Here is a 16433-nt window from a genome sequence, read left to right as displayed (position 1 = left end):
GGCTCGTATGGAGGATTAACGGAGGAAGTTAACTCAGCTCTCCACTGTTTCCTCTTCAGTCTCCTTGGTACCGAACAGATAGTCGCTGGTATCGGATAGACGGGATGAATCACTCGCAGTTGAGCTGCTAGAAGTGTAGGAGGCGTTGTTCTGGGAGCGGTTTGCTGGCTTGTCTTCCGTTGCCGGCAGATCTGGGTGCACCAATCGGTCTGAGAATTCCTTGTGGCGTTCTTTCATTTCGGAGTCGGTATCTACCATATCCATAGAGCCACGGAACTTACCACCATCGTCGAGTTTGATTCGAGGGGCAATCAGGTTGCCGTTTACCTGGGCAGTATTTCTGATCTCAATTAACTCATCGGCAAGTGCGTCGCCGTCCAGTGTGCCTTCAACAACAATATTTTTTGCATGGATGTTTGCAGTTACTGCGCCGCCGGTACCAACAGAAAGGTTGTGACCAACCATAATTACTGTACCGTCTACGGTGCCTTCTACATGAAGATCTTCTGTGCCAATCAACTCACCGCGAAAATTGATACCCTCACCAAGCACTGATTTGGCGCCTGAATTCGAGAGAGATGATTGCTGTTCACCAGCACTCATGCCTGCTAGAAAAGGTGTGGAGTCATTACTTTTGTCAGTGCTCATCTAAATAAATCTCTTCGTTGTGGAAAAAGTCAGCGTTAAAACTCTTGTAGCCAGGCCCTCGGCTGAAGTCTTATCCGTAAGCGAGGTAATACATTGAGTCGAAAAATCACGAAAGCTCAATGCGTGAACCGTAATCTCTCGATGGCAAAAGATATATGTTCATTTTTTCACAGAAACATGGATATCATTAAGCAAAGATTTTCTACTATTAAACCATCTTTATCTCTTATCCATGCTCTTGGCTTTGGAGAATTTGGCTGAAATACACATTTCATTCAGCAAGAAAATTTACGTACTTATGGTTTCACCTGTACATAAATCGCTGGTAGATTTTTCATACCTACTCTTAGTAGCTTCAATTTTTTCACAGGCGGTTTGTTCCAGGCTAGAAAATTAATTTAGGCCAGTATGGGAGCATGACAACAGTGAGCACACCAAGCAATTTACAAAACTGAACCCGCAACCTTTAACTGTACAAAAATAGTCCTACTACCTAATTCTAGTGACGAAGAATTGCTGGGATTGCTCGACATAACGTCACATTCTTACTTTTACATTAAGGTGTAATTTGTAAGTAAATATTTACTTTTTGTTGTGGAGGGCATACTGCTTATTATCTGCTGATGGGTATTGAGTTCTACTGGGCATACATCAATATAGATTGAGTTGTTACTACCTTACAGCGTGAAAGCCACCGTAAAACGGCTCGGCAATCAATCAAGCTGACCTCGACTTGAATGGGCTGAATTTAGCACGGATTCCACGTTAAAAGTGTGACATAGAGCACTTTTTCCCAGCCCTGGCCTGGCTTGCAGTTACTTTGGTGTTCTAAGTGCAGCAGCGTCCGTGCCATATGCTATTAAGGAGTGTGTTGCTGGGTAGGTAATATGAAGCGTGGAACAATTCCTCATGTATTATGAGCTGACAAAGATGATCTTAAGAATCTAAACCACAAAATACGGATAGTGTCTATGCGTAAATGGGGAAAGCCTAAACTAAAGTTTCCGGAAATAAAAATTCCAGCTAGAAAACACTTTCTGGTCGGTAATATTTCGCTCGTTGGGTGCGCTGTACATAAAATCCGGACTCTTTTTTGTGGTTATTAAATAATGATCGATTTGGAAAAAGGTTATTTCTTAATTAATGGCATCTTTCCGGAAGGCCAGCTTGAGGTTCTTCAAAATGAGTTTGCAGATTTAAAGCTCGCTAAGCGGACGGGAGGCATACGCAATGTAGAGAAAAAGTATAGCTCTATAGCGGCCTTGGCTACATCGGACTTGATTGTAAATTTAGCGCAGAAGTACTTAATTCAGCGCCCTCGATTGGTAAGGGGTATCCTATTTGATAAAAATGAAAAATGTAACTGGCTTGTTACTTGGCATCAGGATAAGACTGTAGCGGTCTCTTCAAAATTTACTAAGTCTGGATGGGGCCCCTGGAGTGTTAAGGATGGCGTTCACCATGTGCAGCCTCCACTACATGTTCTTAAGCAAATGATTACGATCCGTATTCATCTGGATGATACTGATGCTAATAATGGTTGCTTAAAGCTTATTCCTGACAGCCATCAACATGGAATTTTGAAGAAAGATGAAATATATCAATATGTTAAAGAGCATAATCCAGTTGCCTGTGAGGCAAAATCCGGTTCTGCACTAATTATGTATCCTCATATTCTTCATGCTTCAGATAGAGCTTTATTTCCTAGGCGTCGCAGAGTGATACACTTGGAATATAGTTGCTATGAGTTGCCAGCTGGGGTTACTTGGGCATAGTGCAACTAGATTCAGTTTTCAGTAATGATGTACGAGTTAACGCCCATTACACTACCTTGCTATCAATTAAGATGTTCGTGCTGTATGTTACGATCGAAATTAAGGCATGAAAGGTCGTGTGGCGTTATCTGTCGGGGCGCGGTCCACTGCTTCTGCTTTCTTCTTGTGATTGGGTAAAAAATATAATTATTTACATGATGTTCAGGTGTTCTGAAGGGTTGGTCGGCGATCATGTTTTCCTAGGAATTCATGGTTTCCTAAAGGAGTCGATGATTTTATAGATGTTTCGGCTAATTTATGGGCGCTTTAAGTGTTGGAAATTACTGTTGGCTGCTTATCAATTTGTTGTTTAGGCCTTTCCCGTTGTTGTATTTTTTTGTCTTGGATTTGATCTTTTCTTATTTGAAAATTTAAGATTTGTTTTTTTATTGGTTTCTCTGTTTGGCGACATTTCGTCTGTTAAAATCATCTGCGGTCAGATAAGGGGTTAGTTTATTTGATTGGATGGAGGGTTTTACCTTCTAAATATAAGAATGATCATATTGAAAATGGTGAAAAATGAAAAATCAAATAATAAGGCTTTTAGCTTGCTGGGTGTTCCTTTTGGGCTCTATTCAGGCTAAGGCATTTGAGCCTAAATCAGATTTATCGGTGAGCTTGGAGCGTGTCCGCTACTGTCAAAACTTTTGGTGTACCCAGCAAGCTACTCAATCTGAGTATCTAGCTTGGGAGCAAGAAGGTGTCAGTAATACTCATCAATTATACACTCAGATTGCAAGAGTGCGGCAGCCAGAACGAGAAGATGTGCGAAATTTGGTGTTTATTGCAGCTGGGCAACAGCCTCCGGGATACGGTTCTGAAAGTGCGGTAACAGGCCAAGGGGATAACTTTAAAAGAAACTGTGGTATCTCAGAAGAATCCTGTTCTAGAAGCATAGATGGCCGCTCGCTTGCCCGGCAGGTTTTAGATTCAGAGTATTTTCCAGCAGATGACACCTTCTTTGCCGTAGCTTTTGATGCACAATTTAACTATATGGTGAATAGTAGTGAGAAATCGCGTATAGAAAGTGCCTACCTTAATTGGTTAAAGTCAAAAGCTTATGTATCAAATCTAGAAACCATCTACTTGGCGGGATCATCCAGAGGGGGCTGTTTAGCAATGCGCTTGGCAAAGGCTCTGCGTAATGATCCGGACTTTCGTAGCATTCGAACTATTGTTCATAGTTTTGATGGAGTCTGTAAATGGGATCAGAATGAAATGGGAGTAACTTCTTCTTTTTTCCGCAACCCCGAAAACTCAACTTATTTGAGCTACTATACTGATCTCAATGCTCAGTTCCCCTATAAAGACAATTTATACATCCGTCAACTGGCAGGCGGTGACGAAGTTATCGAATTTACAGGGGTGCACTCTTTTGTCTATGCAGCAGAAGATATCAATCTAGGTTGGTATGCTCAAAGTTGGGTCAATTTGGATCATATTACTATTGATCGAGATATGTACCCAGCTGTGAGAGATCAAACCGTGGTACCCTTTTTAAAGCATTTGCAAGAAGTTTTTTAATTCGTTACTTTGATTTTAATTAATCTAAAATTCAATATTTGCATGTCTAATTGATTGAGTGTGAGGGCTGCTGTTAAGCAGCCCTCATTAACTAGTTAAGCTTTTATTCTGTGGAGTTTCAATAAGTAAGTGATTAACTGTGCTAACGCCGGGTAGTTGGTCAGTTGCTGAGCCAATAAATGATAGTTCAATATAGCCAGCCTGTTCTGAAGGAAATCCCTACGTATACGAATAGAACGGAGAGAAGTGTTACTGGAATTATATGATAAGCGAGAGGTTTTAGGTTTCTGGTGGAAAGATGCGGAATAATTCTGAGTCTTGCGTCAATAGCAAGAAGGAATGTACAGCCCAATATGATTAGCTTATATGAAATAAGTCTCGAAACCGGATTCGAGAAGTTAAACCACTGGGATATATCGGGCAAGAGATTGAAAGCTAGATAGATGCCAGAAATAATCTGTACAAAAAGAGCAGGGATGCCAATTTTTTCATAGCTGCTTTCGAACCTTGAGATAAATTCAATATCCTGACTTCTTAGGGCGGAAGGGAGGATTGTACATGCCAGCACCAGATGGCCCCCGGTCCAAATAGTTGCACCTAGCAAATGCAAAAAAAGTACTACCTCGTACATCTTTATTCCTTTTTGGTTCCTTTTAAGCACTATATCTATAAATGTAATGGGTGCCCACTAATTTCTTAGGTTGGTAAGCTGAATATTGTAGATGTATCACCTGTGAGAATATTTCAGTTAACATAAGATGCTGGTTGATATAAATCAAGATGATATGCTGGATCATGTGGTATTAGTTTACTGCCTCCTAATTAAATAGTGCAGAGATCCTATGTATTTTGTTTATTAGTACTTGAAAAATTCTCATCCCCACTCCATTCGATAATTACCTTAACCTGGCTCGGGCCCTTATCTATTGCTAGAGGCTCTTAATTCAATGCCAATAGATTTTTAATGTTTAAAATGAATCCGGTTTAAGCTCGATAAATTACTTAAGTTTTTTAGTGAGTCTGATCGGCCGGCAAAGATATGTGTTGCGAGGACTGCTTACTGTAGGGCTACTTGCAATGAGTCAAAACTAAGAAATCCTTACTTGGCTCCCAATAGTTGATAAATGATGCCTAAAAAAGAAAAAAGTCAATTGTTCGCAATTTGGAAACTCCAGGTACTCAATATAGAAACAATAATGTTTAACCTAGTTCACAAAATAGAAAAAGAATGTTCTTATAATTTTGTTCCAAAATAAGTGTGATTGAATCTGTAGAGAACAATATGAACAAGCTCTCTAAGCTTCTTATGGTTACTGTTTTGTCCGTTTTCACAGTTGCCTGTAGCGGTGGTGGTTCTAGTGACAGCAAAAACAATAATCCAGAGGTAACTAACAATGGTGGTAATGCTGGGCCCAACCCAGGTCCAGGTCCAGGTCCAGGCTCAGATCCAGGCTCAGATCCAGGCTCAGATCCAGGCTCAGATCCAGGCTCAGATCCAGGCTCAGATCTAGATCCAGACCCAAACCATGGGGTCATTAGTGGTGGGGAAGGTTACGTTAGTGAAGATAATGTAAAGTCTGCTACTGGCATACTGATTGATAGTACAAACCCAAATAGAATTTTTAAGGAAGTTAATGAGTGGGGGAAATACGGCCGCCTCCAAGTTCTCTCAGATGGCACCTGGAAATACACTTTGGATAGTAATCTTTCTGATCCGCTTAGTGAAAATGAACTTGCTACAGATGAATTTTCAGTAGCTGTGGGAGCTGGAAATGACTTTACAGTGATTGTTATCGAAGTAACAGGTGCCGATGATGCCTATATTTTCGAACCAGACTCCCCCCTGGCGACATTAATTGTAGGGAGCAGAGAAAGTGCTAATGGTATTTTGTCGCTGCATGATGTGGATGGTAATACGCCGGGCTTTTCAGAGAAAAATATAGAAAGCACTTATGGTAATTTTAACATTAACAGTAGTGGTGATTGGGAATATATCCTTAATGATAAGGCGGATAGCATAAAAAGTGGTGACTCAGTAAAAGATACTGTTAATTTCCAGTTAACCGATGGTGCTCAACAATCTGTTACATTTTCTATAGTAACTTCAGACCCCAATGGGTCTGGCCCTTTTGAGCTTTCACTGGATCAAAAACGGGTAATGCTCGATAGGCATAATCACCTTCGTCAGCGATGCGCCAGTGGTCAATCTGGAGAAGGAGAAGGGCCTAAAACTGCCGGAAATATGCAAACTCTTTTTTGGGATAATGCCTTGGCTAAGATGGCGAAGGAACGGGCATCGGCCTGCTATTTTGGACATTTAGGTGACTCTACGGGTATTAGAGATTCTTTTGATAAAGTAAAAAGTGAAGTATCTTTTGTGTTGCCCGCCGGTTACGTTGAAATTGGTGAAAATGTAGCTATTCATTTTACCAATCCTCCAGCATCTCAATATGGTGCCGAGCAATGGGCTGGTGCGGTTCAGGCTTGGTATGATGAAAGTTACGCATATAATTGGGAGGATGGACAATGTCACGATGACACCTGTGGGCACTGGGCTCAAGTCTGCTATGGGGAAACTCGTTATGTTGGATGTGCGGTTGCTGAGTGTGACACTATCAATGGTGTTGATGATCCTGCATATAACGATGGCGCGCATGTCACAGTCTGTAATTATTTCCCCGCAGTCGATAAGTCTGTGTTGCCTTTTGTAGATAATTTTGGGTATGAAAACTGCAGAACTTGCCTCAATTATGATATGCCCTTTTGTGCCGATAATATGTGCACTGGCGGAATAGCAAAAAATTGGAATGCATCAGGTAAAACCGACAAAAATATTGATCAGTGTACTGATGGCTTAGGCAGAGATATTGTACCTTGCAAGTATGGGGATCATCCTCCACCCGCTAAGGTTAGTGGCTTTAAATATAGGATAGATGGAATGCAAGTGTTTCTCTCCTGGAATCACACTATTGAAAATGGTGGTGTGCTCCATTACGAGTTATCACGTGATGACGACTTGCTTTTAAAAACACGAGAACCTTCATACAAAGATTCAGATTCAGATTTAGAGTTGGGGAAAAACTACCGCTATAAAGTCATTGCGGTGGATCATTCTGGTAGAAAAAGCCAAGAGCCCGCCTTCCTTGATGTTACGATAAGTAATAATTAGGTGCTTTATAAGCAGATTTTAAATACGAGTAATGAGTTAATGGAAGGGAAATATGGATATGTCCATCGAAAAGGCCATTATCAACACTGCTGCTAATAAAGCATAATCAAACAGGCTGCCCCTAGTAAATTTGCACGCTAATATAGTACCTGGTATGGATTTCCTAACTGCCAATAGCCTATTCTAGATAGGTGCAATTCGCTTTTGTGGGGCGCAATCTAAAATAAATAGGTTTTCTAACCTCAATAATAAACAGTTGGATTTTATTTTGAAAAAAATATTATATATCTTCGTGGCTGTTCTTTTAAGTTTAAATGCCTATGCTAGCAATGGAAAAGTGCTTGTTGTCGTTTCAGCAGCTGACCATTTGACCCTAAGAAATGGTGGTGTAGTCGAATCTGGGTATTTTGTGAGTGAGCTATCAGAAACCTTGAGGCAGCTGGAAGCCAATGGATATGAATTTGATATTGCCACACCAAAAGGGAAAACTCCTGTAATTGATGGTTTTGGCTTGCAAATGTATTTTTATAAAGCATCAGTGGTATCAAATTGGCCTCAGTATGCTTTAAACCCTAAGATAAAAGCCGAGGAGGAGCGCTTAAAAGATATCGCTACAGCAATGAAATATTTCGGTAGGCTCAAGTTTGCTAATCGTTACGCAAATGACGAAGTATCTGCTTTTCTAGATGATGTTGAATACATAATGGAGCAGCAGCAACTTACTGAAAAACCTCTGCTCTCGCTGGAGTCATTGACACAGTCAAAATCTTTAGAAAAATATGATGGAATCTATATCCCGGGAGGTCATGCGCCAAAAACAGATCTTCTGTTTAGCGAGGAGCTGGGTAGTATCTTAACATATTTCCATGAAACCCAAAAGCCGACTGCTATAATTTGCCATGCTCCGATAGTGTTGTTGACAGCAATGGAAGGTATCTATGATCCATTTATCCCCTTAAGTGAAGAACAAAAAAATAACTTCATTTACAAAGGATACAACATTACACTGGGTAACAAGTCTGAAGAGTTAATTCTTGAGAACTTTCTTTATTTAAAAGGCAGTCGCCTAGAGTATTACGTTGCAGAAAAAGTAAGAGAGGCTGGCCTTAAAGTAAGTAATTTTCGTGTACCCTCAATGTCGCAAGTAATCGAAGACAGAGAGCTGGTCACTGGAGCGAATCCGTCCTCGGTTTATTCTCTGGCGGATAAATTTATTTATAAGTTGCAAAAAAGGCAGTAGCTTAGCCAGTAAGCGCAGTTCATTAGCATAGGAGGAATCACGATGTACCTAAAGTGGAGTGATCTCCTTTAAAACGTTTCTGAGTAATTTCTTAACTTGAAGGTTACAGATGTTAAGCGCAACTCTTGTGGGTGGACATTGCCTAGCAAGACCTAATAACTGTAGCTTTCAAGACCTGTCCTCTGGGATAAGTCTGTCACATACAAGCCTGCCTGATTTCAAGGAAAAATTATTTCTTTAGAAAGAGCTCATCCCGGCCGGAATTTCCTGAAATTGATTTACGACAGCTTGGTATTTTCTTTCTGTTCGGAAGCAGATGGTTTTTCGTATCATTATCATCCATTTAAGTATTATAAAAAGCTACAAAGCCTCAAAGTTGCCGGGTTGCTAAGAAGTGATTCCTTTCGGTTATTTTATTAGATCTTAAATTTGAAACCTAGATAATAAGTCACTTTGTTATCCCCGCAATTCGAATTATAAAGCCCGCAGCTATTGTTTTGTAAATTTTGTAAAGGGCTGCGACCATTCCGATGACTACCATTTGCAGCCTTTGCGACCCGTAAAGACATTGCGGAATTATGAGCGGACCTCCTTGATCTTCAATCTTTCTAATGTCCCTTTTAATAAGTTTAATTCTATTTAATGGCTCAAGTCTGCAGATGAATTCCTGATGGGTTGATTTATTGTTCGTTAATTAGAAACCGGTTGCTGTGAAATTTGAAACAATAATCTATTGTCAGTTTCTTACTTTAAAAGATTCAATCCGTTTTATTTTTATGTATATTGTTGCTTTTGTACCAATATTATTTTTAATGGTAGGATGAAATTATTTATTTTCTGTTTTGTTTGTGAGGTTTGAGCTGGTCGGATTAAATTAATATCATTTTTGCGCCATTTAGGGTCTCTTTAGTTTTTATACCCTTTGTATCTGAGTTTAGAGTTTATTTTTTGGGGAATGTATTGTTTTATTGATAATTAACATTGCCATTGATTATTTTAATTTTGTGTTAAGGGTGGGAGATCTTGCTCGGCATATCCTTTTATCAGAAAAAATTAAATTTTGGATTTAGTTATGAATTTTAAGAGAGCCGGCCTGTATATCGTGTATATCATGCTCCTATCTAGCTTAATCATGCCTACATACGCTCATGCAGGCATATGGGATAATTTCACAAGCTGGATTGCTGAAACCTGGGATAAAGTTGAAGAGAGTGCTGAAGAAACTATCGAAGATGTAGTCACTACAGTAGAAGATGCCGCAACTGCCTCTGTAGGATTCTTAGTAGACACTGGTGAATGGCTATATGATGGCCTGACAAATTCAGTTGAGGGGTCACTTGATTTTTTCTTTGGGGTAGCTGATAACTCAGTTACCGCACTAAACTATTTTGGTCTTGATGTCGATATATCTGATTGGTTTAGCACGGGGCCCCGAAACTCTGAAGATGGGGCACAGCCGTGGACTTTAGCAGACTACGATACTGGATCATACCCAGCCTATCTAGCAGCCTTCCGTGAGCGCCAGGCGGCCTATATAGAGCGAGTTTTCGATTCAGCGAGAGAGGAGCCAAATAATGACCACATGGTTCTCAGGGCTTATCTCGGTTTGCCCTTGGATAGGGCAGCATTGGCTCAGCGATTAACAGAACTTTTCACTCCGGGCAAGCATGCTTATAAAAATCCAGACATGCAGTTGATTCTATATATTCGTGTGTTGGCGGAGAGTGATGAGTACGATGACTTGATTCTAAATGAAATTAATAAGCTCCCTTATTGGCAGGACGAAGATACCGAGCGAGTACGTGTGTATACCTCTGAAAATCATGTGCTTATGTGGCTTTCCACTAGCTGGTTGTTATGGGAAATGGAGGGATGGAATATTGGGGGCGGGCCACAGAAAATCAAAGATCGCCTTATACGTTATTTAGAAGTTAAAAAACGTTATGGTGTTTATGAGTCTACTTCAAATACCTATAGTGGATTTTCGATATCCGCGCTATTAAATCTTTACGACTATGCCAAGGATCAGGAGATTAAGGAGCTAGCCGGGGAGGTCGCATTAATATTTCTCAATGATATAGCTATGGTGACAAATGATCTTGGCGCTGCAACGGCTACAGATTCAAGGAGCTATGCGGGAAGTTATGGAGGAGTAAACACTATGAAAAATAGCTTCTCAGAGTATATGGCTTTAGTCACCGGCATGGGTCCACAGGCATTTACCGCTGGTAACCATATAGATATATTTGCCATGACTAGCCTTGATGCTAGCAGTGTTGCTTATAATCGTCTGGAAAAACTAAATGGGGAGGTCAATATCAGCTATTACTCAGGCCACCCTATCACTGAGGTGGATTCGGTATGGGCAGGTCTAGATTTGCAAGATAAGATTATTTTTTCCCAATCTGCTGGTGCCTATGCTCATCCTGAACTGGCTGATGAAATGTTGGAATACTACCTGACGCCTGTTGCCGGATTAAATTTCTTCTTTGAAGATATTATCGTGGAATCTAATCTAGCAGACGATTTGGTTGATATGTCTGGAGTCCTGCTTACGAAGACCAGTGCGCCTTTTACTACCAGTTCTGTAATTTCAGAAAAAACCTTGGATCTCTATCGCCATGGTGTAGTGCAGTTGAGCTCTTACCAAGATTACCATGCGGGCAATGCCGGTTGGCAACAACAGCCTTGGGTTGCCACAACCGGCACGCTTCAGGTTACCACGCGTTCAGGAGTGGGAAATGGTGGTTGGAAAGCTGGTGGCCAGAATATGATGAATACGAACTTGCCCTATATCAAGCAAAACAAGAATGTGGCTCTGGTATTGTACAAGCCGGCTATGGAGTTGCGCTTTATGGATGGCGTAGGTAACGCCACGGATTTTCTACCGATTGATGACTTTGTTACGGAATCAGTTAATTTAACTTGGCCAGCTGATAAGTTTGATGAAACATCCAGCTTCAATAACTGGTTATTTGCAAGAGAAGGGGAAGGTTACGTAGCTGTCTATCGTCATTGCCAGGATACAAAAACCTTTATAGATCACGGAAAAACTATACAGATTTACAGCTGCAATGACGATGAGCAGGTTTGGGCAACAGTTGTTGGTAATACTCAGACTCATGGAGATTTTAGTAATTTTATATTCACAGTTTCACAAGCCAAGATCCAGAGCAAGTGGCGTTGGAGTTGGGCAGAAAAGCGACATGTATGGGAAACTACTCTTGAGGTAGACGGAAAAACACTGGGTTACAGCTGGGAAGCCAATGTCGATGATTTAACCGATCAGGAAATGTGGAATCTGGCGGGTGCCAATAGCTCATCTATCATAGAAACGGCATCTGTGCGCGGTTACCAGGTAAATGATGTAACTAGTAATTTGACTCCTACAGGCCAAGGTAACTGTGAAAGCTCCAATGATATTCTTCTACATCAAAATGTGAGCTACCATGGTTCTGATCCAATTATTTCACGAATATCGGAAGACGCTAACGGCGAGTGCTTTCTGCTGAATGTGGAGGAGCAATCTTTGGATACTGAAACTGACCACGGCGGTGAGCAAATCGATGTGGTGCATTTTCAGAATCGACGTTTTGTTGGAGGGGAAGCGGATAAAGTCTATGCCGTAGACCATGAGTGGACCACAGTTCAGCTGGATTTTAGCTATACCAACCCTGTGGTATTCACTTCTGTCATTGGTATCGCCGGTCCCGACCCTATTACGACTGAAATTCGCAATATAACCTCCAATAGTTTTGAGGTTCGGGTAGCAGAATTTTCATGGAATGATGGTGTTCACTTGCCTGAAACTCTGCATTATGTGGTGATGGAAGCGGGCACTTATACAACAGCTAATGGCGCTGAAATTCATGTGAATGCTGTATTGCTGGAAGATAATCTAACTGGTACCCCTGAGTTTCAAACCGTAGGTATTGATTTACAGGATTACCTCCTAGTGAGCCAAGTGCAAGGCAAGAATATGAATGAAACAATTGGTACTCGTATCAAGGATAAACAAACAGGTTCTTTTGACATTAGTTTAATGGTGCAAGAGGCCCACAAAGAAAAAGGAGAAAATCTGAAAGCCGTAGTGGGTTATATAGCTATTGGTAAACCCGCGGTTAAATCAATGAAAATTGCTTTAAGGGGCCACCATGGTAAATATTTGACCGCAACTAATAATGGTGGTAGTGGGCAAACAGTCAATGCCAATGCTTCAACAATCGGAAGCCATGAGACTATTATTCTCAGCGGTAATAGCAACCAGCAGGGCTGCTTTGTCGACGGTGACGATGTGTGGCTGCAAACCACCGATGGTTATTATTATGGTGCCCAAGAATGGGGAGCACTTGATGTAGCCGTTTCTGCCAGATATAGCTGGGAAACATTTAAATTAATTAATCATACGGACAGAACAGGCTGTTTGGAGGATGGTGATCGGATCTCCTTGTTCAATGTCCGACATGGTAACTATATTGTTGCTGAAGAAAACGGTGGTGCAAATGCAAATCGCAAGAATCTTGACATATGGGAGATGTTTACTGTACATAACTTGATCATTCATTAAGCAATACGAAATGGGCACCTCAACTTGATGTGGTGGGGTGCCTTAATTGATTATGAAGAATCTCTCTCTGGGTTGGATTTTTGCACTCAAACTAAACGAGCCCTTCATATAGGAGGGCTTACTTGAGTAAGAATTCCTATACGAGGACAGCTAGTCTGAACTTATGAATTTCTTAATTTCCAAACTTGAATGCCGACTACACCTTGTATTGGTATGGAAGGTAAGGCTTTCACTTCTCCATTTTCATTAAGGATATTTCGGAGCTTATCTTTACCTATGAAAGCCGGATAGCTGCAGGTGATGGCACCTTCGGTGACTGGAGGCAGTGTGAAGCTGGCGAACTGAACTAACTACTGATTTAATTGGGTATGTTAAGAAATTTCTGCATACCAGGGTTAATAGGCATTTATACGGTAAGGCTGTCGATCTTTGATCAATCTTAAGACCGACGCCTTTACTAACTGCAACAATACTCTTCTTTATACTTGACTCCTGAGAGTCTGAATAAAAAGTAATACTTAGAAGCTTGTTTGTTTCCATTCATTCACAGCATTCAGGGAAAATTTCTGACCAGTGTCACTACTGTTGCACTTATAAATTTGAAGTTGTTCTCCATTATCGGCACTTGCCCCTGGTGTATCAATACAGTATTGCCAATCTTTGTCGCGATTTTGAATAATACCGCTTTCCTGTACCTGCCATTTTTCTGAATTGCCACCATCGCAATCCCACAGGTGTATTTTATCACCATTGTCTGCAGAGCCCGTGTTGTAGTCGACACAGTATTTATTGTTGCCTTTAGGTCTTAACTGTCCCTCAGCGGTGTAGACAAACTGCTGTTCGTTGCTCGAGTTGCAGTTGGCCAAGGTCAGGTTGGAGCCATTGCCATAGCCTTGAGAAACATTCATACAGAGGTTTGGGTTTTGAATGGACTGGATACGAAAATAACCAGGTAGGCTTTTTCGCACACCGACAAAGGGAATAGCTTGGCCGGTATAGCTGGGCGTGTCATTGACGGTATTTGGGTCCATGCCAATAGCGCTAGCGCCGTGTGCAACAGCGATATAGGAATAGCCAAAATCTGTATTGCTGAAGTCGCCAGAGCTGCTCCATAAATGCATCAATTGTTTACTGTTGGCCGCTTCATTGGCTGTTATTTGGTAGTGATCACCGGCTTTTACATTACCGCAAAATATCTTCTGGGAGCTGCTGGAATCCATGGAGTCGACATTGCCAGAAAACTCTTCAGGATCGGCAGTATCTACATCAGGGCAGAGGAAGGCATGTAATGGGTAGTTATCCAGTGCCGATTCCATACGATTATTGACGTTGCCACTCTGGCCACCGGTAAACATGACCAGGACTTTCTTATTCTGCGATTGCAGCTCGCCCAAAGTAGGCCAACCTATATTCTTTAGGGTGTTTCGATAGTCGGAGGAGGGGGAGCTTGCCTGTAGATGTGCTAGTAAGTCCTGGTAGCTGAATTGCAAATCGCCTAAGTGTTGCTTGATATATTGATCCAACACATAGATCTCATCGGCATACCAGGCAGCGAACCAATTACTGTCTGGCTTCATATCAATATATAGCATTAGCGGTGCATTGAGTTCGTTGTTGTCAAGCCATGCCTTGATGTCGTCAAGGCAGTGAACCAGTCGATCATTGTCGCCATTACTACGACACATATGATTGCCGATATCACTCTGGCCGTGGGCTACATAGGGCCCATGATTACTACCCTGCCAGGGGCCGTGGTCAACAACATCCAGTTCCAACGAGCGAAAGCCCTTATCCAGCCAATCCGCAAGAGTTTCTTCAGTTGCAAGGCGCTCATAACTGTTGTGAGGTTGGAGGTAGTAGAGTTGGTCGATACGGTGATCATCTTGAGGGGGCTCCGCTGTTAATTGCGGTGTAGAAGCGATGCTTGCTTGTGAGCTTGCACAAAAAAAGAGGAGTAGGGGAAATAAAAATGAAAAACTAACTTTATTTGGCATAAGGATATCCATTTTGACTGTTATTATGAGGCCGCCCTAACTGATAGGGCGGCAATATTAGTATGGGTGTGTGAAAATGATATGGCATCTAATAAGGTGTTATATTTTTATGAGATTGACCATGCTTTTCGATTATTATTTAAAAGCATTATTCTAGAGCACAGACTGTGAGTTTGGATTCTTCAGCGACTAGTGGGTTAAATTTAGCAAGCCTGCTCTCTCGAGGCGTTAATAAATAAAGAGCGCCTGCACTGATTGAAATGGTTTGTAGATCTTTTACAAAGGTGTACACGGAGGAGAGCGTAACCAGGCTTGAAGCGGTAAGGCTGTGTCTTGACTTAAGGCTTCTTTTTTAATCTTTTCTCTACCTGCTTTTTCTCCCACTCAGGCCCAAACAATGTAAAAGGTTTAAAAGTTCTCACAGCGTGGGAGGCGATTCCGATGCCCCAACCAAGGGCTGCCCAGAGAGACCAAAGGTACTCTGGGGTGAGGATTAAATTAGCTATTAAAAGTCCAGCAATCACTATCAAATAAGTAATTAGGTGTTGGTAAAAGCCTTTGAGCTTTCTTACATGCTCGATGGCTTCCTTCTCTCTTGCAGAAGTTGCTTGCTCAGGCTGCATTTTTTGATCTCAGTGATAGATACTGCGGTGTTATATTTAATTCATTATGTGCAGAATATTAACCACTGCGCGCTATGGTGGGCAAGTGTAAAAGATGGGATAACAGTTGAGTTTTGTTAAGAGTTTTATGACTGGATATTCATGTAAGCCAGAGCCCGGAGAAGCCGGGCTCTGGCTTATTTAAATAGACTATACAGTGCTATCGGGCTGTTTTTCGGGGTGAGCATCAATAAAGGCCGCTAATTCGTTACAGGCCTGGGTGATCTTTTGTATTTTGGGGTACTGATTCATATCCATACCAAAACGTTCGGCGTTATACACCTGCGGTAGTAAGCAGCACTCAAAAAGCCCGGGGGTGTCACCAGCGGCAAAAGGCGCGGGTTCTAGCTGTTTCTCCAGGGCGGCAAATCCCAAGTGAATCCAGTGCTGAATCCACTGAATTTTCTGCTCTTCAGTCACTTTGAATTCAGAAATCAGATATTTGAGCACGCGGAGGTTTTGCAGGGGTTGGATATCGCTGGCAATGCTTTGTGCCAGGGCTCGAACATGGGCGCGAGCCCCGGCATCTTTGGGTAAGAGCGCTGGCTCTGGGTGAGTTTCTTCCAACCACTCCAAAATAGCCATAGATTGAGAGAGGCTGATGTCCCCGTCATTGAGCGTTGGCAGAAGCCCCTGGGGGTTTAGCTGGCGATACTGCTCGCTGTGTTGATCGCCTTTCACTAGATTGACTGGGAGATAGTTATAGCTCAGGCCTTTTAAATTAAGCCCAATACGTACTCGGTAGCTTGCGGAGGAGCGGAAGTATCCGTAAAGGTCCATTCTCTTTCCTTTATTGTCAGTCATTATGGTGGCGG

The 16433-nt window shown here is 41.8% G+C and carries 9 protein-coding genes; 5 read left to right on the top strand and 4 right to left on the bottom strand.

Features of this window, described 5'->3' with window-relative positions:
- Positions 1-33: 33 nt before the first annotated feature.
- Complete coding sequence (locus ACJJIO_RS01880) at positions 34-648, bottom strand: bactofilin family protein (RefSeq protein ID WP_444885381.1); 615 nt, start codon at positions 646-648, stop codon at positions 34-36.
- A gap of 1109 nt (positions 649-1757) precedes the next feature.
- Here ACJJIO_RS01880 and ACJJIO_RS01875 point away from each other — a divergent pair.
- From ACJJIO_RS01875 to ACJJIO_RS01855, 5 genes are all read left to right on the top strand, one after another.
- Complete coding sequence (locus ACJJIO_RS01875; RefSeq protein ID WP_444909983.1) at positions 1758-2423, top strand: phytanoyl-CoA dioxygenase family protein; 666 nt, start codon at positions 1758-1760, stop codon at positions 2421-2423.
- 558 nt (positions 2424-2981) lie between these two features.
- Entirely contained in the window at positions 2982-3986 is a 1005-nt protein-coding gene (locus ACJJIO_RS01870) for a hypothetical protein (RefSeq protein WP_444909982.1), read from the top strand.
- Between the two features lie 1282 nt (positions 3987-5268).
- Positions 5269-7155, top strand: coding sequence for a VCBS domain-containing protein (locus ACJJIO_RS01865; RefSeq protein WP_444909981.1), 1887 nt, complete (start codon positions 5269-5271; stop codon positions 7153-7155).
- Positions 7156-7423: 268 nt separating this feature from the next.
- On the top strand, positions 7424-8395 hold the full coding sequence (locus ACJJIO_RS01860; protein WP_444909980.1) for a DJ-1/PfpI family protein: 972 nt from the start codon (positions 7424-7426) through the stop codon (positions 8393-8395).
- 1060 nt (positions 8396-9455) lie between these two features.
- Positions 9456-12962 carry a fascin domain-containing protein gene (locus ACJJIO_RS01855; protein WP_444909979.1) on the top strand — a complete coding sequence of 1169 codons (3507 nt, stop codon included), beginning with the start codon at positions 9456-9458 and terminating at the stop codon, positions 12960-12962.
- A gap of 518 nt (positions 12963-13480) precedes the next feature.
- On the opposite strand, the gene ACJJIO_RS01850 is transcribed toward ACJJIO_RS01855, so the two are convergent.
- The 3 genes from ACJJIO_RS01850 to maiA form a co-directional block, all read right to left on the bottom strand.
- A complete protein-coding gene (locus tag ACJJIO_RS01850; RefSeq protein ID WP_444909978.1) occupies positions 13481-14956 on the bottom strand; it encodes a ricin-type beta-trefoil lectin domain protein in 1476 nt (491 codons plus the stop codon).
- A 338-nt stretch (positions 14957-15294) separates the two neighbouring features.
- Entirely contained in the window at positions 15295-15579 is a 285-nt protein-coding gene (locus ACJJIO_RS01845; protein WP_252085435.1) for a 2TM domain-containing protein, read from the bottom strand.
- Positions 15580-15768: 189 nt separating this feature from the next.
- The gene (maiA, locus tag ACJJIO_RS01840) at positions 15769-16398 is read right to left on the bottom strand and encodes a maleylacetoacetate isomerase (RefSeq protein ID WP_444909977.1); all 630 of its coding nucleotides are present in this window, start codon (positions 16396-16398) and stop codon (positions 15769-15771) included.
- Between the last annotated feature and the right edge of the window lie 35 nt (positions 16399-16433).

The organism is Microbulbifer mixtoriginis (SeqCode), assembly GCF_052467235.1.
This window is presented reverse-complemented; position numbering and strand designations above follow the sequence as displayed.